The sequence below is a fragment of the Leisingera sp. UBA4491 genome (assembly GCF_002388965.1).
Lineage (GTDB): Bacteria > Pseudomonadota > Alphaproteobacteria > Rhodobacterales > Rhodobacteraceae > Leisingera > Leisingera aquaemixtae.
In genome coordinates, this window is the sequence record NZ_DGNN01000003.1 from 23,844 (window position 1) to 47,237 (window position 23,394).

Annotated in this window: 24 protein-coding genes and 1 riboswitch; of the genes, 16 read left to right on the top strand and 8 right to left on the bottom strand. The window is 66.3% G+C overall.

The window, feature by feature from the left end:
- Positions 1–177 precede the first annotated feature (177 nt).
- From gor to B2P87_RS00800, 5 genes are all read left to right on the top strand, one after another.
- Positions 178–1,533 (top strand): glutathione-disulfide reductase, encoded by a 1,356-nt coding sequence (gene gor / locus B2P87_RS00780; protein ID WP_141890793.1) that lies wholly within the window; start codon positions 178–180, stop codon positions 1,531–1,533.
- 80 nt (positions 1,534–1,613) lie between these two features.
- Complete coding sequence (gene hflK, locus B2P87_RS00785) at positions 1,614–2,762, top strand: FtsH protease activity modulator HflK (RefSeq protein ID WP_058285888.1); 1,149 nt, start codon at positions 1,614–1,616, stop codon at positions 2,760–2,762.
- Positions 2,762–3,643, top strand: coding sequence for a protease modulator HflC (gene hflC / locus B2P87_RS00790; protein ID WP_141890792.1), 882 nt, complete (start codon positions 2,762–2,764; stop codon positions 3,641–3,643). The genes hflK and hflC overlap by 1 nt, the downstream gene beginning before the upstream one ends.
- Positions 3,643–3,837 (top strand): DUF2065 domain-containing protein, encoded by a 195-nt coding sequence (locus B2P87_RS00795; protein WP_008553688.1) that lies wholly within the window; start codon positions 3,643–3,645, stop codon positions 3,835–3,837. The genes hflC and B2P87_RS00795 overlap by 1 nt, the downstream gene beginning before the upstream one ends.
- A gap of 291 nt (positions 3,838–4,128) precedes the next feature.
- Complete coding sequence (locus B2P87_RS00800; protein ID WP_244940722.1) at positions 4,129–5,568, top strand: Do family serine endopeptidase; 1,440 nt, start codon at positions 4,129–4,131, stop codon at positions 5,566–5,568.
- A gap of 73 nt (positions 5,569–5,641) precedes the next feature.
- Here the strand turns inward: B2P87_RS00800 and B2P87_RS00805 are convergent, their stop codons facing one another.
- The 4 genes from B2P87_RS00805 to B2P87_RS00820 all read right to left on the bottom strand — a co-directional run bounded on the left by B2P87_RS00805 (position 5,642) and on the right by B2P87_RS00820 (position 8,326).
- The gene (locus B2P87_RS00805; RefSeq protein ID WP_141890790.1) at positions 5,642–6,154 is read right to left on the bottom strand and encodes a class I SAM-dependent methyltransferase; all 513 of its coding nucleotides are present in this window, start codon (positions 6,152–6,154) and stop codon (positions 5,642–5,644) included.
- Between the two features lie 348 nt (positions 6,155–6,502).
- Positions 6,503–7,171 (bottom strand): Crp/Fnr family transcriptional regulator, encoded by a 669-nt coding sequence (locus B2P87_RS00810; protein WP_141890789.1) that lies wholly within the window; start codon positions 7,169–7,171, stop codon positions 6,503–6,505.
- 88 nt (positions 7,172–7,259) lie between these two features.
- Positions 7,260–7,790, bottom strand: coding sequence for a peptidoglycan-binding domain-containing protein (locus B2P87_RS00815; RefSeq protein ID WP_058285882.1), 531 nt, complete (start codon positions 7,788–7,790; stop codon positions 7,260–7,262).
- 74 nt (positions 7,791–7,864) lie between these two features.
- Complete coding sequence (locus B2P87_RS00820; RefSeq protein ID WP_141890788.1) at positions 7,865–8,326, bottom strand: OB-fold nucleic acid binding domain-containing protein; 462 nt, start codon at positions 8,324–8,326, stop codon at positions 7,865–7,867.
- Positions 8,327–8,492: 166 nt separating this feature from the next.
- On the opposite strand from B2P87_RS00820, the gene B2P87_RS00825 reads away from it, so the two are divergent.
- From B2P87_RS00825 to B2P87_RS00835, 4 genes are all read left to right on the top strand, one after another.
- Entirely contained in the window at positions 8,493–8,816 is a 324-nt protein-coding gene (locus tag B2P87_RS00825; protein ID WP_141890787.1) for a 2Fe-2S iron-sulfur cluster-binding protein, read from the top strand.
- A gap of 92 nt (positions 8,817–8,908) precedes the next feature.
- Complete coding sequence (locus B2P87_RS20015) at positions 8,909–9,439, top strand: VCBS repeat-containing protein (RefSeq protein WP_333869273.1); 531 nt, start codon at positions 8,909–8,911, stop codon at positions 9,437–9,439.
- Between the two features lie 95 nt (positions 9,440–9,534).
- Complete coding sequence (locus B2P87_RS20020) at positions 9,535–9,660, top strand: hypothetical protein (RefSeq protein WP_333869275.1); 126 nt, start codon at positions 9,535–9,537, stop codon at positions 9,658–9,660.
- A gap of 134 nt (positions 9,661–9,794) precedes the next feature.
- Positions 9,795–11,519 (top strand): DUF1217 domain-containing protein, encoded by a 1,725-nt coding sequence (locus B2P87_RS00835; protein ID WP_141890786.1) that lies wholly within the window; start codon positions 9,795–9,797, stop codon positions 11,517–11,519.
- A gap of 721 nt (positions 11,520–12,240) precedes the next feature.
- Here B2P87_RS00835 and purD read toward each other — a convergent pair.
- Positions 12,241–13,506: a phosphoribosylamine--glycine ligase gene (purD, locus tag B2P87_RS00840; protein WP_141890785.1), complete on the bottom strand. Its 1,266-nt coding sequence runs from the start codon at positions 13,504–13,506 to the stop codon at positions 12,241–12,243.
- Positions 13,507–13,642: 136 nt separating this feature from the next.
- Between purD and xseA the strand changes: the two genes are divergently transcribed.
- Entirely contained in the window at positions 13,643–15,139 is a 1,497-nt protein-coding gene (gene xseA, locus B2P87_RS00845) for an exodeoxyribonuclease VII large subunit (RefSeq protein WP_141890784.1), read from the top strand.
- Positions 15,140–15,158: 19 nt separating this feature from the next.
- Here xseA and B2P87_RS00850 read toward each other — a convergent pair whose 3' ends face one another.
- Positions 15,159–15,554 (bottom strand): hypothetical protein, encoded by a 396-nt coding sequence (locus B2P87_RS00850; RefSeq protein ID WP_141890783.1) that lies wholly within the window; start codon positions 15,552–15,554, stop codon positions 15,159–15,161.
- A gap of 131 nt (positions 15,555–15,685) precedes the next feature.
- Between B2P87_RS00850 and B2P87_RS00855 the strand changes: the two genes are divergently transcribed.
- The 4 genes from B2P87_RS00855 to B2P87_RS00870 all read left to right on the top strand — a co-directional run bounded on the left by B2P87_RS00855 (position 15,686) and on the right by B2P87_RS00870 (position 19,207).
- A complete protein-coding gene (locus tag B2P87_RS00855) occupies positions 15,686–16,327 on the top strand; it encodes a lysoplasmalogenase family protein (protein ID WP_141890782.1) in 642 nt (213 codons plus the stop codon).
- Positions 16,328–16,404: 77 nt separating this feature from the next.
- Positions 16,405–17,580 carry a signal recognition particle-docking protein FtsY gene (gene ftsY / locus B2P87_RS00860; protein WP_141890781.1) on the top strand — a complete coding sequence of 392 codons (1,176 nt, stop codon included), beginning with the start codon at positions 16,405–16,407 and terminating at the stop codon, positions 17,578–17,580.
- An 83-nt stretch (positions 17,581–17,663) separates the two neighbouring features.
- A complete protein-coding gene (locus tag B2P87_RS00865; protein WP_141890780.1) occupies positions 17,664–18,566 on the top strand; it encodes a DMT family transporter in 903 nt (300 codons plus the stop codon).
- A 29-nt stretch (positions 18,567–18,595) separates the two neighbouring features.
- The gene (locus B2P87_RS00870) at positions 18,596–19,207 is read left to right on the top strand and encodes an inner membrane-spanning protein YciB (protein WP_141890779.1); all 612 of its coding nucleotides are present in this window, start codon (positions 18,596–18,598) and stop codon (positions 19,205–19,207) included.
- Positions 19,208–19,312: 105 nt separating this feature from the next.
- Here B2P87_RS00870 and B2P87_RS00875 read toward each other — a convergent pair whose 3' ends face one another.
- Positions 19,313–20,002: a glutathione S-transferase N-terminal domain-containing protein gene (locus tag B2P87_RS00875; protein ID WP_141890778.1), complete on the bottom strand. Its 690-nt coding sequence runs from the start codon at positions 20,000–20,002 to the stop codon at positions 19,313–19,315.
- Positions 20,003–20,150: 148 nt separating this feature from the next.
- Positions 20,151–20,229, top strand: a riboswitch (SAM riboswitch).
- Positions 20,230–20,288: 59 nt separating this feature from the next.
- Between B2P87_RS00875 and metZ the strand changes: the two genes are divergently transcribed.
- Positions 20,289–21,479: an O-succinylhomoserine sulfhydrylase gene (gene metZ / locus B2P87_RS00880; RefSeq protein WP_141890777.1), complete on the top strand. Its 1,191-nt coding sequence runs from the start codon at positions 20,289–20,291 to the stop codon at positions 21,477–21,479.
- Between the two features lie 105 nt (positions 21,480–21,584).
- On the opposite strand, the gene B2P87_RS00885 is transcribed toward metZ, so the two are convergent.
- Positions 21,585–22,373 (bottom strand): HalD/BesD family halogenase, encoded by a 789-nt coding sequence (locus B2P87_RS00885; protein WP_141890776.1) that lies wholly within the window; start codon positions 22,371–22,373, stop codon positions 21,585–21,587.
- Positions 22,374–22,483: 110 nt separating this feature from the next.
- On the opposite strand from B2P87_RS00885, the gene B2P87_RS00890 reads away from it, so the two are divergent.
- The gene (locus B2P87_RS00890; RefSeq protein ID WP_141890775.1) at positions 22,484–23,338 is read left to right on the top strand and encodes a LysR substrate-binding domain-containing protein; all 855 of its coding nucleotides are present in this window, start codon (positions 22,484–22,486) and stop codon (positions 23,336–23,338) included.
- Positions 23,339–23,394: the final 56 nt, after the last annotated feature.

The window sequence follows — 23,394 nt, forward strand, 5'->3', positions numbered from 1 at the left end:
GCCGGGCGGGCGCGGGCTGGCTGCCGGCTCGCGGGCAAACCGGGCCTGCCGGCTTCACAACCCCGCGTGATTCCGCGCCAAAAGGTTGAAAGCGGCGCAATAACGCCCACTTGGGCATATGGCGTTTGGTGCTCCGTTGTGGGATACCAGCACAGGACATGCAAAGGGCGGATATTCATGAGCTTTGATTACGATCTGTTTGTCATCGGCGGCGGTTCCGGCGGGGTGCGGGCGGCCCGCGTCGCGGCGCAGGAAGGCGCCAAGGTGGCGCTGGCAGAGGAAGACCGCTATGGCGGCACTTGCGTGATCCGCGGCTGCGTGCCGAAAAAGCTGATGGTGTTTGCCTCCGAATACGCCGGCATGGTGGAGGACGCCCGGGCCTATGGCTGGGACATTCAGCCAGGTGCCTTCAACTGGGAGACCTTCAGGGGCAAGCTGCACGCGGAGCTGGACCGGCTGGAAGGCGTTTACCGCAATATCCTGAAGAACAACGGCGTCGAAAGCTTCGATCAGCGCGCCAAGCTGGCCGATGCCCACACGGTGGAGCTGGCCGACGGCACCCGCAAGACCGCCAAGCATATCCTGATCGCCACCGGCGGCTGGCCGTCGGTGCCGGAGTTTCCGGGCTCGGAGCTGGCGGTCACCTCGAACGAGATGTTCACCCTGGACAAGCTGCCCGAAAGCCTGCTGATCGTCGGCGGCGGCTATATCGCCTGCGAGTTCGCGGGCATCATGAACGGGCTGGGCGTCGAGACCACCCAGTACTACCGCGGCGCGCAGATCCTGCGCGGCTTTGACGACGAGGCGCGCGGGCTGATCTCCGAGGAAATGTGCCAGGCGGGTATTGATGTGCATCTGGGCACCAACGTGCTGGAGATGCGCCAGGACGGGGACAAGATCCGGGTCAAGTCGACCAACGGGCAGGAACGGCTGTTCGACAAGGTGATGTATGCCACCGGCCGCAACCCGAATGCGGGCAATCTGGGCCTGGAAGAGATCGGCGTGGAGCGCGGCCGCAAGGGCGAGATCGTCGTGGATGAATACAGCCAGACTTCGGTTCCCTCGGTCTACGCGATCGGCGATGTGACCGACCGGGTGGCCCTGACGCCGGTGGCGATCCGCGAGGCGATGGCCTTTGTCGAGACGGTCTTCAAGGGCAACCCGACCAGCCCCGATCACGAGCTGATCCCGACTGCGATCTTCACCCAGCCGGAGATGGGCACCATCGGGCTGAGCGAGGAAGAGGCAGGCGAGCGGGAGCCGATCGAGGTCTACGCGACGTCCTTCAAACCGATGCAGCAGGCCTTTGCCGGCCGGGCGCAACGGGTGCTGATGAAGCTGATCGTCAGCAAGGAAACCCGCAAGGTGCTGGGCTGCCATATCGTCGCACCCGGTGCGGGAGAGATGATCCAGCTGGCCGGAATCGCCGTAAAGATGGGTGCAACCAAGGAAGATTTCGACCGCACGGTTGCGGTGCATCCGACAATGTCGGAAGAGTTGGTAACGCTGAAGACTCCGGTGCGCTCAAGATAAGACGCGGCGCCGGCAATAACTGACACCACATGCCGCCTGTCGTGAAAGATCACGGGCGGCAGCAAACGGATAGGAGACAAATGGCGGGCAATAGCGGTGGCCCATGGGGGGGCGGCGGCTCCTCCGGCGGCGGAGGAGGCAACCGGGGCAACAACGGCGGTAAGAATGGCGGCGGCGGCCGCAAGCCGGAAGATCCCCAGATTCCCGAAATCGACGAGCTGGTGAAGAAAGGCCAGGAGCAGCTGCGCGTGCTGATGGGCGGACGCGGCGGCGGCGGCGGCCGTGGCGGGCGCGGCGGACCGGGCGGCGGCGCGCCGCTGTTCACCAAGGGCACGCTGGGCCTGGCGGCTGTTGCCGCTGTGGTCCTGTGGGGCTTTGCCAGCATCTATACCGTCAAGCCGGAAGAGCAGTCGGTGGAACTGTTCCTGGGCAAGTATTCGGACACCGGCCAGCCGGGTCTGAACTTTGCCCCCTGGCCGGTGGTTACCTATGAGGTGATCCCGGTGCGGGTCGAGCAGACCGAGAACATCGGCGCCGGCTCGCGCGGCGGCGAGGCGGGTCTGATGCTGACCGGCGATGAAAACATCATCGACGTGGATTTCCAGGTGGTCTGGAACATCTCCGATCCGGCGAAATACCTGTTCAACCTGGCCAACCCGCGCACCACCATCAACGCGGTGTCGGAATCGGCCATGCGCGAGATCATCGCCCAGTCCGAACTGGCACCGATCCTGAACCGTGACCGCGGCGCGATCACCGCCCGTCTGGAAGAGCTGATCCAGACCACGCTGGACAGCTACAACAGCGGCGTGAACATCGTGCGGGTGAACTTTGACGGTGCCGATCCGCCAGAGCCGGTGAAGGACGCCTTCCGCGAGGTGCAGTCGGCAGGCCAGGAACGCGACCGGCTGGAAAAGCAGGCTGATGCCTATGCCAACCGCAAGCTGGCAGGTGCCCGCGGCCAGGCCGCGCAGACGCTGGAAGAGGCCGAGGCCTACCGTGCCCAGGTGGTGAACGAAGCCCAGGGTGAGGCGAGCCGCTTCAGCGCGGTTCTGGAGGAATACCAGAAAGCGCCGGAAGTGACCCGCAAGCGCCTGTACCTGGAGACCATGGAGCAAGTGCTGAGCGGTGTCGACAAGATCATCCTGGATGACACCACCGGCGAAGGCGGGCAGGCTGTCGTGCCGTATCTGCCGCTCAATGAACTGCGCCGGACGGAGGAAAACTGATGCGGAAATCTACTCTTCTTCTGCCGGTTCTGGTGGTTGCGGCGATTGCTGTGCTGTCGGCGGTCTTCATCGTGGACGAACGGCAAAAGGCGCTGGTGCTGCGCTTTGGCCGGGTTGTGGACATCAAGGAAACCCCGGGTCTGGCGTTCAAACTGCCGGTTATCGACAATGTCGTGCGTTACGATGACCGTATCCTGAGCCTCGAAGTCGGCCCGCTGGAGGTCACTCCGCTGGACGACCGCCGCCTGATCGTGGACGCCTTCGCGCGCTACCGGATCGCCAATGTGGAAACCTTCCGCCAGGCGGTTGGCGGCGGCGGCATCGGCGCCGGCGAGCAGCGCCTGGACAAGATCATGCGCGCCCAGACCCGTGAGGTGCTGGGTTCGGTCAGCTCCAACGACATCCTGTCGTCGGACCGGGCGGCGCTGATGCTGCGGATCCGCAACGGCGCGATCACCCAGGCCCGCCAGCTGGGTCTGGAAGTGATCGACGTGCGGCTGAAGCGCACCGACCTGCCGCAGGCCAACCTGGAAGCCACCTTTGCCCGGATGCGCGCCGAGCGCGAGCGGGAAGCGGCGGACGAGATCGCCCGCGGTGAAGAGGCGGCGCAGCGGGTGCGCGCCCAGGCCGACCGGACCGAGGTCGAGCTGGTGTCCGAAGCCGAGCGCGAGGCCGAGGTGATCCGCGGTGAGGCGGACGCCGAGCGCAACGGCATCTTTGCCACTGCCTATGGCGCCGATCCGGAGTTCTTTGAGTTCTACCGCAGCCTCAACGCCTACGTGGGCGCGCTGCAGGGGAGCAACTCCTCCATGGTGCTGTCGCCGGATTCCGATTTCTTCAACTACCTGAAATCGTCTGACGGCAAGCCCGCGGTGCAGTGATGGGCTTCGTCCTGCTGGCCCTCGGGCTGGTTCTGATTGCAGAGGGGCTGGTGTACGCACTGGCCCCTTCGCTTGTCGAGCGCCTGCTGGAAATGCTGCGGGCGCTGACCGAGGAGCAGCGCCGCAATGCCGGGCTGGCGGCGCTGGCGCTGGGGCTGATCCTGGTCTGGCTGGCCTACCGGATCGGGTTCTGACGCGCCGCGGCACACGCAGAATTTCAGCGAAAATTCAGGTCTGCCCTGTTAGGATGGCGCCAACAGGGCCTGCGCCTGCGGCTGCGGCCGGATTTCCGGCTCACAGCCGCTTTATTCCTTGCAACATTTGTTGCGGGCCGGGCGGAAGTTCTTACATTGGGTGCATAAGACTCCCCCGGGCGTGTCTGGCGTTTGCGCCGGGCCGGGGGAAAAGAAGAATTAGACAGGACAAGGAGTAGTTCCGTGCAGCCACAGGCAATTGCAATTTCCGGCCAGGCAGGCAGCAGGGGCATGACGATGCGCCTGATCTGGCTTGCGGTGCTGAGCATGGCGGTCCTGCTGATGCAGGCGGTATCCGCGATGGCCCGGCCCGAAAGCCTGGCGCCGCTGGCCGAGCGGGTGAGCCCGGCGGTGGTCAACATCACCACCACCACCGTTGTCGAGGGGCGCACCGGGCCGCAGGGCATCGTGCCGGAAGGCTCGCCGTTCGAGGATTTCTTCCGCGAGTTCCAGGACCGCAACGGCAATGGCAGCCGGCCGCGCCGCTCTTCGGCGCTGGGCTCCGGCTTTGTGATCTCCGAGGACGGCTATATCGTCACCAACAACCACGTGATCGAGGGCGCCGACGAGATCGAGATCGAGTTCTATCCGGGCGAAGGCCAGCCCAGGGACTTGCTGCCGGCCGAGGTGATCGGCACCGATCCCAACACCGATATCGCACTGTTGAAGGTCAAGGCCCCGGCACCGCTGAAGTTCGTCAAGTTCGGCGACAGCGACACCGCCCGCGTCGGCGACTGGGTGGTGGCGATGGGCAACCCGCTGGGGCAGGGGTTCTCGCTGTCGGCGGGCATCGTGTCGGCCCGCAACCGAGAGCTGTCGGGCTCTTATGACGACTACATCCAGACCGATGCGGCGATCAACCGGGGCAACTCCGGCGGGCCGCTGTTCAACATGGACGGCGATGTGGTCGGCGTGAACACCGCAATCCTGTCGCCCAACGGCGGCTCCATCGGCATCGGCTTCTCGATGGCCTCCAACGTGGTGGTCAAGGTGGTCGAGCAGCTGAAGGAATACGGCGAGACCCGCCGCGGCTGGCTGGGCGTGAAGATCCAGGATGTGGATGCGGACCTGGCCGAGGCGATCGGGCTGGAGAAGGCGCGCGGCGCGCTGGTCACCGATGTGCCGGACGGCCCGGCCAAGGATGCGGGCGTGCTGGCCGGCGATGTGATCGTCAGCTTTGACGGCGTGGACGTGCGCGACACCCGCGGCCTGGTGCGACAGGTCGGCAATGCCGAGGTGGGCAAGACCGTGCGTGTCGTGGTCTACCGCGAAGGCAAGACCGAAACCCTGCGGGTGACCCTGGGCCGCCGCGAGGATGCGGAGCGCGGTCCCTCCGCCCCGCAGACCGGCGACGGGCAGCCGGATTCCTCCGAGAAGGAGCTGCTGGGGCTGTCGGTCGGTGCGCTGACCGAGCAGATGCGCAGCGAGCTGAATGTCGGGGAAGAGGTCGAGGGCCTGGCGATCCTGTCGGTGGACGAGACCTCGGAAGCCTGGGAGAAGGGCCTGCGCGCCGGCGATGTGATCACCGAGGCGGGCCAGCAGAAGGTCATCTCGATCAGTGACCTGGAAGCCCGGGTCGAGGAAGCCAAGGAGGCAGGCCGCAAGTCGCTGCTGCTCTTGGTGCGCCGCGGCGGCGAGCCGCGCTTTGTGGCGCTGAACCTGCCGGAGTAACCGCCGGAGGCGGAACCGATGGAACAAGGAATGGCCGGGCATCAGCCCGGCCATTTTGCTTGCCGCCGGGACTTCAGCCGCGCCTTACGAACAAGAGGCCGCGGCTGTTCTGGTCCGTGTGCCAGTCACCGTTCTGGCCGGCGACGATCTGGCGGAACTCTTTGAGATTGCGTTGTTCATCCGAGATCAGGACCCAGCCGCCAGGGCGCAGGTGCGGCAGGCAGCGGGTCAGCAGCGCCCGCCGCTGAGGCGCTGCCAGCATATGCAAGGTCCGGTCGAACATCAGGATGTCGTAGTCCTTGTCCGGCGCCCAGACGGTAAGGTCTGCGGCGATGCCGGTTATGGCGAGGTTTTCCCGTTGAGCCGCCGCCAGAAGGTGCCGGATGCCGTGCGGCGAGATGTCGACGCCGGTCACCCGGTGGCCCATGCGGGCGATGAACAGCGCATCCCGGCCCTGGCCGCAGCCGGCATCCAGAACGTCCAGCCCGCGCGCGTCCAGCCGGTCGAAAAAGGCCGTGAAGGCGGCGGATGGCGCCCCAAGGGCATCCGGGGTTTCGCGGTAGAGTTTGTCGTAGTCATAAGCCATGCGCGGCACCGTAGCGGCCGGATTGGGGAATGGCTAAGTGAATATTTCTTGAACAAGAGGGATGGCGGGCGGGAGAGGGAACCGTTTCCCGGCGCGGGAAACGGCCCGGAAAACACGTGTTTTCCGGGCCGGAATTCGCGTCGAATTCCGGCGGCTGTCAGGGTGGGGGCGGCAATAGGGAAGAGCCATGTGCTGGCGGGCACATGGCTCTTGTTGGACAGGCCGCCATCGGGATGGAACGGTTAATGGCTTTCTGTAAGGCCGTTATGGCGCGCGGCGGCGGCGGGATCTGTGACCGGGATTACAGAGCGCGGATTATCTTGCAGAAATCTGCATCCTGCGGCGCGGTCAGATGGAATCGGGTTCCGCCAGCACGGCGAGTTCGCTGCGGTCGAGGATCTGCACGCCGCCGCGGCTGATGCCGACCAGCCCGCTGCGCTTCCAGGCGGCCAGGGTCTTGGACACCGCCTCGCGGGTGGCGCCGACAAACTCCGCCAGCTCCGCCTGGGACAGCGCCACGCGGCCGTCGCGGCCTTCGGGCGCGAGGTACAGCAGCTTGCGCGCCAGCCGCACTGGCATCGGCAGGAACACCTGTTCGTTCAGCTGAGTGTTCATCCAGCGCATCCGCTGCCCGGCCAGCCGCAACAGGTCGGCGGCCAGGTCCGGGTGCTGGCGGATCTGGTCCACCACGTCGCCGCTGCGCAGGCGCAGCACCCGGCTGGGCTCGGCGGCGATGGCGGTGGCGGTGCGCTCGCCCGGATCGAACAGGGTGATCTCGCCGAACACCGCGCCGGGGCGCATCATGTCGAGCGACAGCTTGCGGCCCGAGGCCGACAGCACCGAAAACTCCAGCGCGCCTTCGGCAATCGCATAGAGCGCATCGCCCGCATCGCCCTGTTCGAACAGCACCTCGCCCTGGCGCAGGCGCACCTCTGTGGCCTGGCTTTCCAGCATCCGGCGCAGCGGGCCCGAGGCGCCGGAAAGGAAGCCGGAATCCGGCAGGCGGGTTGTCAGCATGGCCAAGTCTCTTTGCGTCTGGAGCCCAGTCCGGCGGAGCTTAGCAGAGGCGTGGCCCCCGGGGAACCGGGGAACTGAACCGGGTGGTTCAGCCCGCAACCGCGACCAGCCCCAGCTTGCGGGCGGTGTCCAGCGACAGGGTGCCGCTGTCCAGCCCCAGCGGCGCCTGGTAGCGCTGCACCGCCGCGCGGGTGGCGGCGTCCATCTGCCCGTGGACGGGGCCGCGGTAGAGGCCGCGGGCGGTCAGGGCGCGCTGCAGGGTGCGGATGAGCTCAGGCGTCATGCTGGCGGGGCAGGGGATTTCGAACCAGTGTTCCTGCCGCGGCTGCACGATCTGCTGGCGGGTGTCGGTGCGGAACAGCGCGGGGCGGACGATCCGGCCGCTGCTGTCGGTTTCTGCGGGCCGGGCGAGCACCTGGCTGGTGACGGTCTCGATCACGGCGGGGGAGGTGTGTTTGCTCCAGCAGGTATCGGGCGGCGCGCCGGGCGGGGCATAGCGCCCCGCGCGCGAGACATCGCCGCCGGGCGGCGGCTGGACGCAGGCGGGCAGGGCTGCCAGGGCGGCCAGCAGCAGCGCGGGCGCGAGACGCCGGCAGGTCGTGAGGAGGGGTGGCGTCATGCCCGGATGCCTTTGTCAGGGTGCCTGTGGCCGGCGCCCCTGCCGGTGCCGGGCGCTTTTGCTTTGGCGGCAGCCTAGCTCAGTTCGCTGCCGTCCGCAAAGGCCGGATCGCCCTGGCGGCCTTGCTCCGCCAGCAGGAGGTCGAGCATGGGGGAGATGTCCTCGACCGTTTCGGCAATCACATGGGTGACCGAATGCGCCCGCTGCAGCCGCCCGGTGACGCGCAGCAGCCGTCCGGAGATCACCGCGCGGCGGAACGCCTCGTAAATCTTGCGCCAGACGATCACGTTGACGACGCCGGTCTCATCCTCGAGGGTGACGAAGATGACCCCCTTGGCGGTGCCCGGGCGCTGGCGCAGGATCACCAGCCCCGCGACGGTGACACGGGCGTTTTCCGGCGGCTCCTGCAGCCGGGCGGCGGGCAGGCAGTGGGGCGGGCGCGGCCAGGGCCGGGCGCGGCCGGGCGATGCCGGGGGCGCTGCGGCGGCGGGCCCTGCGGGTGGGGCTGCAGAAGCGGCTGCAGAGGGGGCTGGCATGAGGCAAACGGGCTCCGCGGTTGAGAAATTTCCAGAGTGAACAAATATAGAACATTGTGCCGGAAAGTCCAGCTGCGGCAGGGCGGGGTCGCAATTGGGGCTGGCACCGGCGCGGGCGCTTGGCTACACAGTCGCGCAAGTACCGGAAAAGGGAAGAGAGCTGACAATGGCAAAGATCACTTACATCGAGCACAACGGCACCGAACATGTTGTGGATGTGGCCAGCGGGCTGACCGTGATGGAAGGCGCGCGCGACAACAACATTCCGGGTATCGAGGCCGATTGCGGCGGCGCCTGCGCGTGCTCGACCTGCCATGTGTACATCGCGCCGGACTGGGTCGAGAAGCTGCCCGCCAAGGACGACATGGAAGAGGACATGCTGGATTTCGCCTATGAGCCCGATCCGGCCCGCTCGCGCCTGACCTGCCAGATCAAGGTGACCGACGATCTGGACGGTCTGGTGGTGCAGATGCCCGAAAAGCAGATCTGATGATCAACGGGCCGGCAGCGCGGCGTCTGCGGATGCGCGCCCGGCCCGGTTCTGCCCGCCGCGCGTGGCGGGCGGTGTGTTTGGGGCTGGCGTTGGCCGGGCCGTCTGCGGCGCAGGCTGATGAAGGCTGCGGCCCCGGCCCGTTTTCCAGCCCGCGCACGGTGGAGGGGTCGCTGGTCCGGCTGGGCGAAGCGGCCGCCGCTTATGAGGATCTGACAGGCCGCTACGGGCACGGGGTTCTGGGCGATGCGCTGGAGCCGGAGACGCTGCGGTACTGGTCGCCGGCGCTGCCCGGCCGCTGCGGTGCCAGCGTGACTTTGGACGAGGCCCATGTGTTCGAGGATCTGGCGCCGCGGCTGGCCGATCTCGACGGTGGCGCGCATCCGGAAATCATCACAGTGCGCAGCCACCGCAGCAAGGGGGCGCAGATTGCCGTTTACGGCCTGCGGGCGGGCCGCCTGGAGCTGATTGCACAGACGCCCTACATCGGCCAGAGCCACCGCTGGCTCGCCCCCATTGGTGCTGCGGATCTGGATGGCGACGGGCATGCGGAGATCGCCTATATCGACCGGCCGCATCTGGCAAAGACCCTGCGCATCTGGCGGTTCCGGACGGTGCGCTGAGCGAGGTTGCCAGTGCGCCCGGCCTGACCAATCACCGGATCGGAGACGATTTCATTACCTCCGGGATCCGCGATTGCGGCGAGGGGCCGGAGCTGGTGACGGTCAGCAGCGGCTGGCGCCGGATCATGGCCTCACGGCTGCAGGAGGGCCGCATCGCCAGCCGGGACATCGGCCCGTTCCGGCCGGACACGGGCCTGCGGCACGCGCTGGCCTGCCGCTAAGCGCCGCCCGCGCGCCTGCGGTCCGAAAATCTCCGCGCCCGTTTCCGGTTTATTCACCACCTTGGGGTACTCTTTGTGCCGGATGGGCAGATCCGGGCGCGCCGGCCCGGAACGGTTTTACAGGAGACAGCAGGGTGAGCTTTACGCCATATGTGTTCGGCACCGGCATTGCGGGATGGAGCTTCCTGCAGCGGACCCGGGACCAGCAGCAGGAGGTTTACGAGAAATCGCCCGTCCTTGACCGGACGGTGCAGGATTTCACGCAGCGCATCACCAGTATACAGTCGGCGGACCAGCTGCTGGATGACTACAACCTGCTGACCGTGACCCTGGGCGCCTTTGGCCTGGATGAGGATATCAACAACAGGGCCTTCATCAAGCAGGTGCTGGAATCCGACATGAGCGATCCCAAGTCGATCGTGAACCGGCTGAACGACAGCCGGTACCAGGCGCTGGCGGAAACCTTTGGCTTTGGCAGCTCCGACGGACCCAAGCTGCCCAGTGCCAGGGCGGGGAGCGAATTTGCCGGCATCGCCACGCCGGATGACCTGCTGTCAAACAGCACCCTGCTGCGCAAGGCGCTTGGCAATGCCGGGCTGGAGGGGCTGGAAAACAATCAGTTCTTCCTGCAGAAAGTCCTGGAATCCGACCTCGACGACCCCAGCTCCTTTGCCAACAAGCTGTCTGATCCGCGCTATGCGGCCTTTGCCGGGCAGTTCGATTTCGGCCAGGCGCCGGAGTATGAAAACAGCATCGAGGCGCTGGTTAGCGAGTTCAACCAGCACACTGAGGGCCTGGCCAGCGCGGATGATCTGCTGGCGGATGAAGATCTGCTGCAGGCCGTGATTGACACGTTCGGTCTGGAAAGAACCTATCCCGATTTCCTGCGGCGGGTGCTGAATTCGGATACCACCGATCCCGACTCCTTCGTCAACCAGCTGGAGGACAAGCGCTATCTTGCGGTGTCAGAGGCCTTTGGCTTCGGCTGGCCGGATATCAACGCGATGACCGATCCGGAGGAGCTGCTGTCGAACCCGCAGCTGCTGGCGCATGCGCTGGACACTTTCAACCTCAGCGACCGGGGGGAGACCTATCTGAGACAGGTTCTGGAATCCGACCTGTCCGACCCGAATTCCTACGTGAACCAGCCGGAAAATCTGGCCTTTTACGACTTTGCCGAGGCCTTCCAGAATCAATGGCCCGAGCCCGTCAGCAAGATGCAGGTGTTCGCGGAGGAGATTACCGATAAGCTGGGCACCTTCACCAACCCGCGGGAACTGGTTTTTGACCTGAGCCTGTTCGAGGCCACGCTGGACCTGTTCGGCCAAAGCAAGCGGAGCACTGATTTCGATACCGTACTGAAGGCGTTTGAGTCCGACCTGTCCTCCAGCACGTCCTACGCCAACACGCACTATGATACCGGATTGAAGGCCATGACACAGGCCTTCTCCTTCAATGCGGGGGAGACCAGCCGGGAGTATCCGGAAGGCTTTGCCGAGGAACTTGCCGAGCTTTACACCACCCGCCAGTTTGAAATCGAGATCGGCAACTCGGATCCGAACATGCGGCTGGCGCTGGCGCTGGAGCGCGAGCTGCAAGATGTTGTAGATGCGGGCGGCAGCGAAAACGCCCACTGGTACAATATCATCGGGTCGCCGCCGCTGCGGAGTATTTTCGAAACCGCGCTGGGCCTGCCGTCCGGTATTGCGCAGCTGGATATCGAACGCCAGTTGGTGGAGATGAAGGACCGCGCCTTTTCCGCCTTTGGCACCACCCACCCGGCCGATTTCCTGGAGCCGGAGATGCTGGATCAGTTCCGCAAGCGGTTCCTGTTGCTGAGCGATCTGAACACGTTCTAGGGCCGCGGTGCCGGCTGCAGGCTTTTGACCGCGCTGCCCGGCGGGCAGACTGAAAGCAGCGTGCCGTATTGATCCGGCAGCGGCCTGGGCGGGCCTGTCGGGGGCTGACAGGCCTGCCGGAGCTTTGGTTTTGAAGTCAGGAGCACAAGGGCAGGCAGAGGCGCGCCGCTGGCGCGGTCTCCGGCTGTCCGGGATTGCGGCTGCGGGGCACTGCCTTCAGACGGTACACTGGCGGGCGGACAGTACACAGACGGGCAAACGGAACACAGGCGGGCGCGGACGGGTCCGCACCCGCCCGCGCAGGCGGACCTGCGCGAGCTTTTTCTCAGAACTTATTGAAACGAGGGGAAAACCTGAGCGGCGCTCGCAGCGTGCGCTCACCGTCTCTTCCCGGCAGGGCGGGCCGGTTCAGCAGCTGCGCCGACGTGCCAGAGCGGGCAGGGCCAGACGCCGTTCCGTTGCCCGAAGGCAGCCGCTTGGCGCGGCTGGCAAAGTACCCCGGTTCCGGCGCGGCGTACCGGGCGGCGGGTGCGGACCCAGGGTGCAAGCGCCGGTGCGGCGGCTCTCGGTCTGCCAGGCTGCGGCGCCAAGGGGCGTAATCGGGTGCGGCACTTGCCGCCGGACGCCGCTGCCGGGCGCGGCAGCGCCCGGCCACGCCCAACTGAGACGGGCAATCTGTGATTGACCGGGAGCAGGCGGGAGCCCCTGCCTGCCTGCCGTGTTACTTCAGCGCGCGCCAGCCGATGTCGCGGCGGAAGAAGCCCTGCGGCCACTCCACCCCGTCCACCATCGCATAGGCGCGGTCGCGGGCCTCCTGCAGGGAGCCGCCGCGGGCGGTCACGTTCAGCACCCGGCCGCCGACGGCCAGCACCTTGCCGTCCTGTTCCTGGGTGCCCGCATGGAACACCATATTGCTGCTGTCCTCGGGCAGCGCGTCCAGGCCCTTGATTTCGGAGAATTTCTCGTAAGAGCCGGGATAGCCCTCTGCCGCCATCACCACGGTGATTGCGTGATCGTCGGCCCAGTTCACCTGCGCCTCGCTCAGGCGGCCCTCAGCCGCGGCGTGCATCAGGTCCAGCGCCTGGGCGCCGAGGCGCATCATCAGCACCTGGCATTCCGGATCGCCGAAGCGGACGTTGTATTCCACCAGCCGCGGCTGCCCGTCCTTGATCATCAGACCCGCATAGAGCACGCCCTGATAGGGCATGCCGCGTTCCGCCATCACCCGCATGGTGGGCTTCACGATCTCTTCCATCGCTTTCGCCTCGACCTCAGCCGACAGCACCGGCGCGGGGGAGTAGGCGCCCATGCCGCCGGTGTTAAGGCCGGTGTCGCCTTCGCCGACGCGCTTGTGGTCCTGGGCGGAGCCGATCGCCAGAACGTCCTCGCCGTCCACCAGCACGAACAGGGAGGCTTCCTCGCCTTCCATGAACTCCTCGATCACCACCTCGGCGCCGGCGCCGCCAAAGACACCGCCGAACATGTCGTCGATGGCCGCCATGGCCTCGTCCTCGGTCATCGCGATGATCACGCCTTTGCCGGCGGCCAGACCGTCAGCCTTGACCACGGTGGGAACACCGTTGGCCCGCACATGGGCCTTGGCGGCGTCTGCATCGGTGAAATGGCCGTAGCCCGCGGTGGGGGCGTTTGCCGCGTCGCAGATTTCCTTGGTGAAGCTCTTGGAGGCTTCCAGCCGGGCGGCGGCCTCGGAGGGGCCGAACACCAGGAGGCCTGCCTCGCGCAGCCGGTCGGCAACGCCCGCGGCCAGCGGCGCCTCGGGGCCGACGATCACGAAGTCGATGGCGTTTTCCTCGGCAAAGGCGGCCACGGTGCCGCCATCCTCGATGTCGAAAGTGGCGCAATCGGCGATCTGGGCGATGCCCGCGTTGCCCGGCGCCACGATCAGCTTGTCGCATTTGGGGTTCTGCATCACTGCCCAGGCCAGTGCATGTTCACGCCCGCCGCTGCCGAGGATAAGGATGTTCATTGGCGCATTCTCCGATCTGCCTGAGCCCTGTGGCGTCCCGGGTGGCCTCCCGGGGCTTGCCTTGCTTGCGGCGCGTTCTATGCTGCGCGCGACTTCAAAACAAGACCGGCCTAAAGCCGCAGGAGAGCAGCCCCCGATGTCCGACCTGTTTGACGATCCTCAGCCTGGGCAGAACGCCCCGGAGTTCACCGTTTCCGAGATTTCCGGCGAGGTGAAGCGTACGCTGGAGGGCACATTCGGCCGCATCCGGGTGCGCGGCGAAGTGGGGCGGGTGTTCAAGGCGCGCTCCGGGCATTTGTACTACGACATCAAGGATGACCGCTCGGTGCTGGCTTGCACGACGTGGAAGGGGCAGATCAGCGGCTTGTCGGTGGTGCCGGAGGAAGGGCTTGAGGTGGTTGTCACCGGCCGCCTGACGGCCTTTGGCGCGCAGTCAAAGTACAACATGAACGTGGATGAGGTTGCGGTTGCCGGGCAGGGTGCGCTGATGGCGCTCTTGGAAAAGCGCAAGAAGCAGCTGGAGGCGGAGGGCCTGTTTGCGCCCGAGCGCAAGAAGCCGCTGCCTTACCTGCCGCAGATCATCGGGGTGGTGACCTCGCCGTCGGGTGCGGTGATCCGCGATATTCTGCACCGGCTGCGCGACCGGTTTCCGCGCAAGGTGCTGGTCTGGCCGGTGGCGGTGCAGGGGAAAACTTGCGCGCCGGAGGTGGCCCGCGCCATCGAGGGCTTCAACCGGCTGACGCCGGGCGGCGCGCTGCCGCGGCCCGATCTGATCATCGTGGCCCGCGGCGGCGGCTCGATTGAGGACCTGTGGGGCTTCAACGAGGAGATCGTGGCGCGCGCCGCGGCGGCCTCGCAGATCCCGCTGATCTCTGCCGTGGGGCATGAGACGGACACCACGCTCATCGACTTCGTGTCCGACCGCCGGGCGCCGACCCCAACCGCGGCGGCGGAGCTGGCGGTGCCGGTGCGGCTGGAGCTGATGGCCTGGACGGAGACCCAGGGCGCGCGGCTGACCCGGGCTGCGGGGCAGGCGGTGCAGCTCAGGCGCCAGCGGCTGAACGATCTGGCCCGGGCCTTGCCGAAACCCGACACGCTTCTGGAAACCCCGCGGCAGCGGCTGGACCGGATTTCCGACCGGCTGCCCGGCGCGCTGATCAGCGGCGTGCAGCGGCGCCGGGTGCATCTGAGCGAAACCGCGGCCAGCTTGCGCCCGGCCACCCTGCGCCAGCTGGTCGAGGGGCGGCGAAACCGGTTGCAGAACCTGTCCTCGCGCCTCAGCCTGCGGCCGATCCAAAGAGAGGTGAAGCAGCAGCAGGACCGGCTTGCGCATCTCGTGCAGCGTCTGAATGCGGCGCAGGCCGCGCGCATCGACCGCCAGCGGCAGGCCCTGACCGCCACGGGGCGGCAGCTGGAAATCCTGAGCTACAAGGCGACGCTGGAACGTGGCTATGCGGTGGTGCGTTCAGGGGATGAGATCCTGACCACCCGGGCTGCTGCCGCCAAGGCCGGTGCCCTGCAGATCGAATTTGCCGATGGCACGTTGGATCTGGACGGCGGCGCCGCTGACGCTCCGAAGACGGAGGGACCGAACCCGCCGGCAAAGGGCGGCGGCCAGGGCTCACTGCTCTAGCGGGGCATTTGCGGCGGCCTCAGGTGCCCACGTCGGGGCCGTAGCACAGCATGTCCTCGCCGATGTCCTCGGCCTCGTACAGCTCGGTCGCGGCTGGATCATCCTCGAACCGGGCCGTCAGCCCGCCGGGGGTAAGCTCAAAGGTCCAGCACTGCGGATCATCGCGGTTGTCATAGATGAAACAGATCTGGCCCGCTTCCTCGTACCAGCTGCCGTCCTGGCATTTGCCGTCCAGGAAAGACCAGATCACCCGGCGGTCCGGCAGGTAGCGTTCGACCCCGTAGAGGGAGCCGCCAAAGCCATAGAACAGCGTGCGGCCCTGGGTGTAGCGGTCGAATTCCGCGGCGCCAAGCGGCTCGCCTGCCGCCAGCGGGGCGGGCAGGGCTGCCAGCAGGAGAATCATCAAGGAGCGCATGAGGCCACTGTGCCTCAGGACCGGCGCCGGCGCCAAGCGTTGCGTGTTTCTGCGCAGGCTCCCGCCGGGTCACCTTTGACGGCGCGCGCCCTGCGGGGACAGAGTGGCGGAAAATCGAAGGGGGGCAGGACATGGCGGCGGAACTGATGCTATGGGCAGGGGCTGCGGCATGCGCTTTGGTTTATCTGGCCATGGCAGCGCAGCCGCCCGGTTTGCTGCGCAGTGTGCTGAAAACGGCATCGGTCGCTTTGCTGGCGCTGGCGGCGGTGCTGGCGGGGGCGCCCTGGCTGCTAGCCCTGGCGCTGGGGCTCTGCGCGCTGGGCGATCTGTTCCTGTCGCGCGACGGCGAGGCCGCGTTCATGGCGGGCGTCGGCGCCTTTGCCGCCGGGCATCTGGCCTATGCGGTGCTGTTCCTGACGCACGGTGACAGCGATCCGGCGCGGCTGCTGCAGATGCCGGGGGCAATCATCGCGGCGGCTCTGCTGCTGCTGGGGCTGGCGATGGCGCGCGTTCTGGCGCCGCGGGCGGGTGCGCTGAAGGGACCGGTGCTGGCTTATATCCCGATCATCCTCGGCATGGGGGCGGCGGCGCTGACGCTGCCGTTCGGCACCTGGGTCATTGCCGCGGCCGCGGCCTTCATGCTGTCGGACATGGTGCTGGCGGCGGAGACCTTTGTCTTGCCGGAGGATCATGCGCTGCGCCGGATCACGCCCTATGCGGTCTGGCCGCTTTACTGGGGGGCGCAAGCGGGCTTTCTGGCGGCATTTTCCTGAGGTCCGCGGCGCGTTGCGCTTTGCACTCCGGCCCAATCCGCATTAGGTGGGGGGCAGACCCTTTTGCGGAGACCAAGATGGCGTTTTTCTCAAAGCTCAAGGAGCGGCTGTTCAAATCCTCCTCCAAGCTCGAGCAGGGGCTCGATGCGATTGTCGAGGAGGGCGCGCAGAGCGCTGCGGATGAGGCGGCGGAGGCCCTGGCAGCGGCCCCGGCGGTGACGCCGGAGCAGCCCGCCCCGGCGCCGGTTCTGCAGCCTGACCCTGTGGCCGAGCCGGAGCCTGCGCCCGAACCTGCGCCCGCGCCGGAGCCGGCAGCGGCCCGCGAACCTGCGCCGCAGGCGGGAGCGGAGCCTGAGAAAAAATCGCCGGGCCTTTTGGGCCGTCTGATGGGCCGCGGCACCGCCGCTGCCGAGCCGCGCCGGGCGCTGGATGACGACATGCTGGAGCAGCTGGAAGAGCTGCTGATCGCCGCTGACATGGGCGTGGATACCGCGCTGCGGGTGACCGCCAACCTGGCCGAGGGCCGGATGGGCAAGAAGGTCTCCAGCCGCGAGATCAAGGAACTGCTGGCGCAGGAAGTCGCGCGCATCATGGAACCGGTCGCAAAGCCCTTGCCGATCTATGCCAAGCGCCCGCAGGTGGTGCTGGTCGTGGGGGTCAACGGCTCCGGCAAGACCACAACCATCGGCAAGCTGGCCAGCCAGTTCAAGGGCGCAGGCAAGAAGGTGGTGATTGCTGCGGGCGACACCTTCCGCGCGGCTGCCGTAGAACAGCTGCAGGTCTGGGGCGACCGGGCCGGCGTGCCGGTGCTGACAGCGCCGGAAGGCTCCGATCCTGCGTCGCTGGCGTTTGATGCAATGACCAAGGCACAGGAGGACGGTGCAGACCTTTTGATGATCGACACCGCAGGCCGGCTGCAGAACCGCGCCGACCTGATGGAGGAGCTGGCCAAGATCGTCCGGGTGATCCGCAAGAAGGACGAGACCGCGCCGCACAATACCCTGCTGGTGCTGGACGCCACCACCGGCCAGAACGCGCTGAGCCAGGTCGGCACCTTCCAGCAGCTGGCCGATGTCTCCGGCCTGGTGATGACCAAGCTGGACGGCACCGCCAAGGGCGGCGTTCTGGTGGCGCTGGCCGACAAGTTCGGCCTGCCGATCCACGCCATCGGGGTGGGCGAGCAAATCGACGATCTGGCCCCTTTCGATCCGGAAGAGTTTGCCGCGGCGCTCACCGGCCTTGAAAAATCCTGATCCTTTATTCATCTGGCTGAAAATATCCCGGGGGTCCGGGGGCAGAGCCCCCGGCGCTTTCCTCCCGCGCAAAGGCATTTGATTTGAGCGATTGGCTGATCTCCCTGGAAGGCACTGAGGCCGGGCATCAGGCGGCGCTGTTCCTGGCGATCTGGGCGGCTTTTCTGCATGCGGTGTTCGGGGCGCTGCAAAAGGGGCGGCATGACCCCTGGCTGTCGCGCGGGGCGATCGACTTCTCCTATTGCGTGATGGCAGCCCCCTTTGCGCTGTTCGTGGTGCCCTGGCCGGAGCCGCATATGTGGCTGATCTTTGCCGTCGCCTGGGTGATCCACGTCTTCTACAAGCTGTTTCAGGCGCTGGCCTATACCAAGGGCAGCTATACCGTGGTCTACCCGGTGGTGCGCGGGACCGGGCCGCTGTTCACGGTGATCGGCTCCTTCTTTCTGTTCGGCGAGGTGTTCACCCTCGTGCAGTGGCTGGGGGTGGCGGTGCTGTTGGCGGGGATCTTTGGCCTTGCGGGATACAACTACCGCTACCTGACGGTGAACCGCGACACGCTGGGGATTGCGCTGGGGCTGGCGGTTGTGACCGGGTTGTTTGTGGCCGCCTACACCACATATGACGCCTATGGCATCCGGGCGACGGCGGATCCGTTCACCTTCCTGGCGTGGTTTTTCATGATCGACGGGCTGGTGTTTCCGGTGATTGCCTTCACCCGCTGGCGCAGCATGGCGGAACCGCCCGCACCGGGGCCGCTGATGGTCCGGGGGGTCTTTGGCGGGCTGGTGGCCTTTGCCTCCTTTGGGGCCATCATGCTGGCGACGCGGCTGGACAAGGTGGGGGAGGCGGCGGTGCTGCGCGAGACCTCCACCGTGTTTGCCGCCCTTATCGGCTGGCTGGTGCTGAAGGAAACCGTGGGGCCGCGGCGGATCGCCTTGATGGCTTTGATCGCCCTGGGCGCCGTGATAGTGGAAATGGGCGGCTGAGACCGCCGCGAGAGCATTGAGGAGGCCCCATGGCCGCAAAGAAGATCAACCCGACCCTGAAGATGGTGCTGGAACTGGGACCCGTGGTTCTGTTCTTCATCGGCTATCTGAAGCTGAAGGATGAGGTGTTTCTGATCGGCGGCAGCGAATACAAGGGCTTCATCGTCATCACCGCGGCCTTCATTCCGCTGATGGTGGCGTCCACGCTCGCGCTGTGGAAGCTGACGGGGCATCTGTCGCGGATGCAGTTTGCCACGCTCATTCTGGTGGTGCTGTTTGGCGGCATGTCGGTGTGGTTCAACGACGACCGGTTCATCAAGATGAAGCCGACTATGCTGTATCTGCTGTTCGGCGGATTGCTGGGGCTGGGGCTGATGCGCGGGCAAAGCTGGCTCAAGGTGGTGATGGAGGAGCTGATGCCCTTGAAGCAGGAGGGCTGGATGATCCTGACCCGGCGGCTGTGCGCGTTCTTCTTTGGCCTGGCGGTGGCGAATGAGCTGATCTGGCGCAGCCAGAGCACCGAGACCTGGGTTTATTTCAAGACCTTCGGCCTGCCGGTGGCGATGTTTGCCTTCTTCATGCTGCAGGGGCAGCTGTTCCAGAAATACAGCGACGAGGAAGAGGCCGGCCCGGCGGAGTAACCCCCGGCGGCAGCGGCGGGCTCCCGCGCCTTTGCCCCGCATCAAAGATGCGGCGCAAAGCCTTGGGCCGGGCAGCGCACCTGCGGTGCGCTGCGGTTGCGCGGTCTACCGGCCTTGCCCGAATATCACCTGCTGCGCCTTGCTGTCCGACCTGTCCGCCCGCAGGTCCGCGTGCAGCGCCCGGCCCGCCACCACGCCGGGGCGCGACCACATCAGATCCAGCCAGCGGGCCAGATGCGGCTTGTCCTCCAGGGTCTGCTGCTGGCCCTCCCATAAGGACGCCCAGGGCCAGATGGCCATGTCGGCAATCGTACAGTCCGCTCCCGCCACATATTCGTTCTCCGCCAGCTGCCGGTCCAAAACGCCATAGAGGCGGGCGACCTCGCTGCGGTAGCGGTCCTTGGCGTAGGGGATATCTTCGGGCGCGTATTTCAGGAAGTGATGCGCCTGGCCCGCCATCGGGCCGACGCCGCCCATCTGCCACATCAGCCATTGATCCACCTTGAGCCTTGCGCGTTCGCCGCTGCCGTAGAACTGCCCGGTCTTGCGGGCGAGGTACTGGAGGATGGCGCCGCTTTCGAACAGCGAGACCGGCGCGCCGTCCGGCCCGTCTGGGTCAATGATCGCGGGCATCCGGTTGTTGGGGGAGATCTTCAGGAACTCCGGCGCGAACTGGTCGCCCTTGCCGATGTCGATCAGGGTGACGTCATAAGGCAGGCCCATCTCCTCCAGCGCGATGGAGATTTTCCAGCCATTTGGTGTCGGCCAGTAGAAGAGCCGGATGGGGTCCTGCATCGCGTGCCTCCGTCTGTATGCCCGGCCACAGGAGCATGGGGCGCGGGGCCGGGCAAGGGGCATTAGCGCTCACATCGCTGTGACCCTGGCGGGTGGCGTGCGGGGATCCAGCCGCTTGACCGAATCCCGCAAGATGCGTAAAGCCGCTGCATCACATCGTGGCGATTTGTTACCGGATTGCGGGCCACGTTAAACAATCCCGCTAAAGAGGTCAGGACGTGAAGGACCCCCTTTCGCTTGGCCGATTGGGGGTTTTTTGTGCGCTATGGGCGCGAGGAGACTGAAGATGAGCGACACCTGGAACAGCCGCACCAAGCTGGTGCATGCAGGCACCCGCCGCAGCCAGTACAACGAGGTCAGCGAAGCGATCTTTCTGACCCAGGGCTTTGTCTACGAGACTGCCGAGCAGGCAGAAGCGCGGTTCATCGAGACCGGCCCGGATGAGTTCATCTATGCCCGCTACGGCAACCCGACCGTCGATATGTTCGAAAAGCGCATCGCGGCGCTGGAAGGGGCCGAGGACGCCTTTGCCACCGCCTCCGGCATGGCGGCGGTCAACGGCGCGCTGACCTCGCTGGTGAAGGCGGGCGATCACATCGTCTCGGCCAAGGCGCTGTTCGGCTCCTGCAACTATATCCTGGCGGATGTGCTTGGCCGCTTCGGAGTGGAGGTGACGTTCATTGACGGCACCGACCTTGACGCCTGGAAGGCCGCCGTGCGCCCGGACACCAGGGCGGTGTTCTTCGAGAGCATGTCGAACCCGACGCTGGAGGTGATCGACATCAAGGCAGTGGCGGAGATCGCCCATTCCGCTGGCGCCACGGTGGTGGTGGACAACGTGTTCTCGACCCCGGTGTTCTCCAACGCGATCCAGCAGGGCGCCGATGTGGTGATCTATTCCGCGACCAAGCATATCGACGGCCAGGGCCGGGCGCTGGGCGGGGTGGTGCTGGGCACCAAAGACTACATCCGCGGCACGCTGGAACCCTATATGAAGCACACCGGCGGGTCGCTCAGCCCGTTCAATGCCTGGGTGATGCTGAAGGGGCTGGAGACCCTGTCGCTGCGGGTCAACGCGCAAGCTGAGACCGCGCTGAAGATTGCCGAGGCGCTGGACGGCCATCCGGCGCTGGAGCGCACCATCTATCCGGGGCTGAAAGGCCATGCGCAGAACGCGCTGGTGCAGAGCCAGCTGGGCGGCAAGGGCGGCACCGTGTTGTCGCTGGACCTGAAGGGCGGCAAGGCGGCGGCGTTCAAGTTCCTGAACGCGCTGACCATCCCGGTGATTTCCAACAATCTGGGCGATGCCAAGTCGATCGCCACCCACCCGGCGACCACCACCCACCAGCGCCTGAGCGATGCACTGAAGGCGGAGCTGGGCATCACGCCCGGCCTGGTGCGCTTCTCGGTCGGGCTGGAGGATGCCGACGACCTGATCGCTGACATCAAGGCCGCGCTGGAGGCCGCGCAGGCCTGAGATCCGGCAGACTTTCATCTTTCTCGAAATACTCTCGGGGGTGAATTGAGCCGGAAGGCTCAAGAGGGGGCAGACAGCCCCCTCTCTCTTTTCGGCGCATTCGGGTCAGGAGGCGCGGCCGTAGAAGCCGATGTTTTCCGCGTCGGTGAAGCGCACGCCGGGGCGTTCGTAGAAGGTGAAGACAGCGATCACCCGCGTCTTTCCGCCTTTGACCGTACCCACACGGTGGGGCGAGTTCTTGCCGCGGAAAATGTTCAGAGTGCCGGGGGCCAGGGTGATCGAACGCATGTTGGGGTCCTCCCCCCGCAGCAGCCGCTCGACGCCCGCGTAATTCGGGTCGCCGTCACTGCGCAGCTCAGGGCTGTAGATGAATTCGCCGCCTGCCTCGGGCGCTTGCAGCAGCATAGTGGTGGTGAATTCGGAACGGTCGAAGTGCCAGTTCAGCGCCTGCTCCGCCCCGTAGGACATGATGTTCAGCCGCGCCAGCGGGTCGTCCATGGTGTAAAGCGCGGGCTTGTCCATCGTCGCTGCCAGGAACTCCGCAAAGGGCGGCCAGTCGTAAAGCCGCAGAACCGGCGAGCCGGGGAACTGGTCGGCGCAGAGGGTGAAGTTCGAGGTCTCGACCTTCTGCAGCGCCGGGTGGTCCGGCGCCAGCCCCTCGACACGGTCCTTGAAATAGATGTTGTGGGCGCGCTTATGGTGGAAGCTTTCGGTCTCAAACTTGCCTTTCAGCGCGTCGGCGGCGGCTTGCGCCACCTCCGGCTTCATCAGCCCGCCGAGGCTGAACATGCCGTCACGGGCCAGTTCGGCGCGGCAGCGGTCCACCAGCACCTGCCATTCCGGGCTGGCGGGGCGGTCGAGCGGGTAACGGTCGAGATCAAGAATGCCGCGCATGGGGTGTTCCTTGGGGGGCTTTGGGCTTTTCCCAAGCCTGCGCGCGGGGCGGGGGGCTGACCACTGTAAAATATCTTGGCGAGCATAAGAAAAACTTGCACTGTGCGGCCATGAAACTGCCGCCGCTCAATGCCCTGCGCGCCTTTGAGTGCGCCGCCCGGACCGGGAGCTTTTCGGCTGCGGGGGCGGAGCTGGGAGTGAGTTCGGCGGCGGTGTCGATGCAGGTCAAGAACCTGGAGGAGTGGCTGGGGCTGACGCTGTTCACCCGCCGCGCCAATCAGGTGCGGCTGACCGATGCGGGGCGGGACTACTATCAGCGGGCCGCGGTCTCGCTGGCGGAGATAGCGAGCTTTACCGAGGCGCTGACCGAGGGCGGCACCCGGCGTCCGCTGGTGATTTCGGCCACGCCGGCGCTGGCGCAGCTGTGGCTGCCGGAGCGGCTGAAGCTGTTTGCGCAGGCGCGGCCCGATGTGCCGGTGCGGCTTAGAATCGAGGATGACAGGATTGATCTGGAGGCTGAGGGCATTGATGCCCGGCTGACCTATGGCGGTGAGCATCCCGAGCACCGCACGCAGGTGCTGTTCAAGGACCGGCTGGTGCCCGTCGGGGCGGACCCGCAGGCCGATATGCGCAGCGCGCCGCTGGTCGAGGTTGCCTGGGGCGAGACGATATCGTCGGTTCCGGGCTGGCGGGCGTATTTTACGCAGCACGGGATTGAACGCCAAGACCTCTCTTCTGCGGTCATAGGACAATCGGTGCCTTCTGTGGTGTCGCTGGTGCAGGCGGGACTGGGCATTGCGCTGCTGCCGGAGCAGGTGGCGGGCGGCGAAATCCGCGCGGGCAGGCTGCACCGGCTGCCCGGCCCGGCGCTGGAGATGGCGCGGCCCTATGTCCTGGTCACGGCCCATTACAAGTCGCGTTCGCGGCGGTTGAGCGCGCTTGCTGAGGCGTTGGGGGTCCGTTAAGGCGCCGGTTCTGCCGCAAATGGCGGATCCGTTTTGATAATTGCCGCGTAACAGTA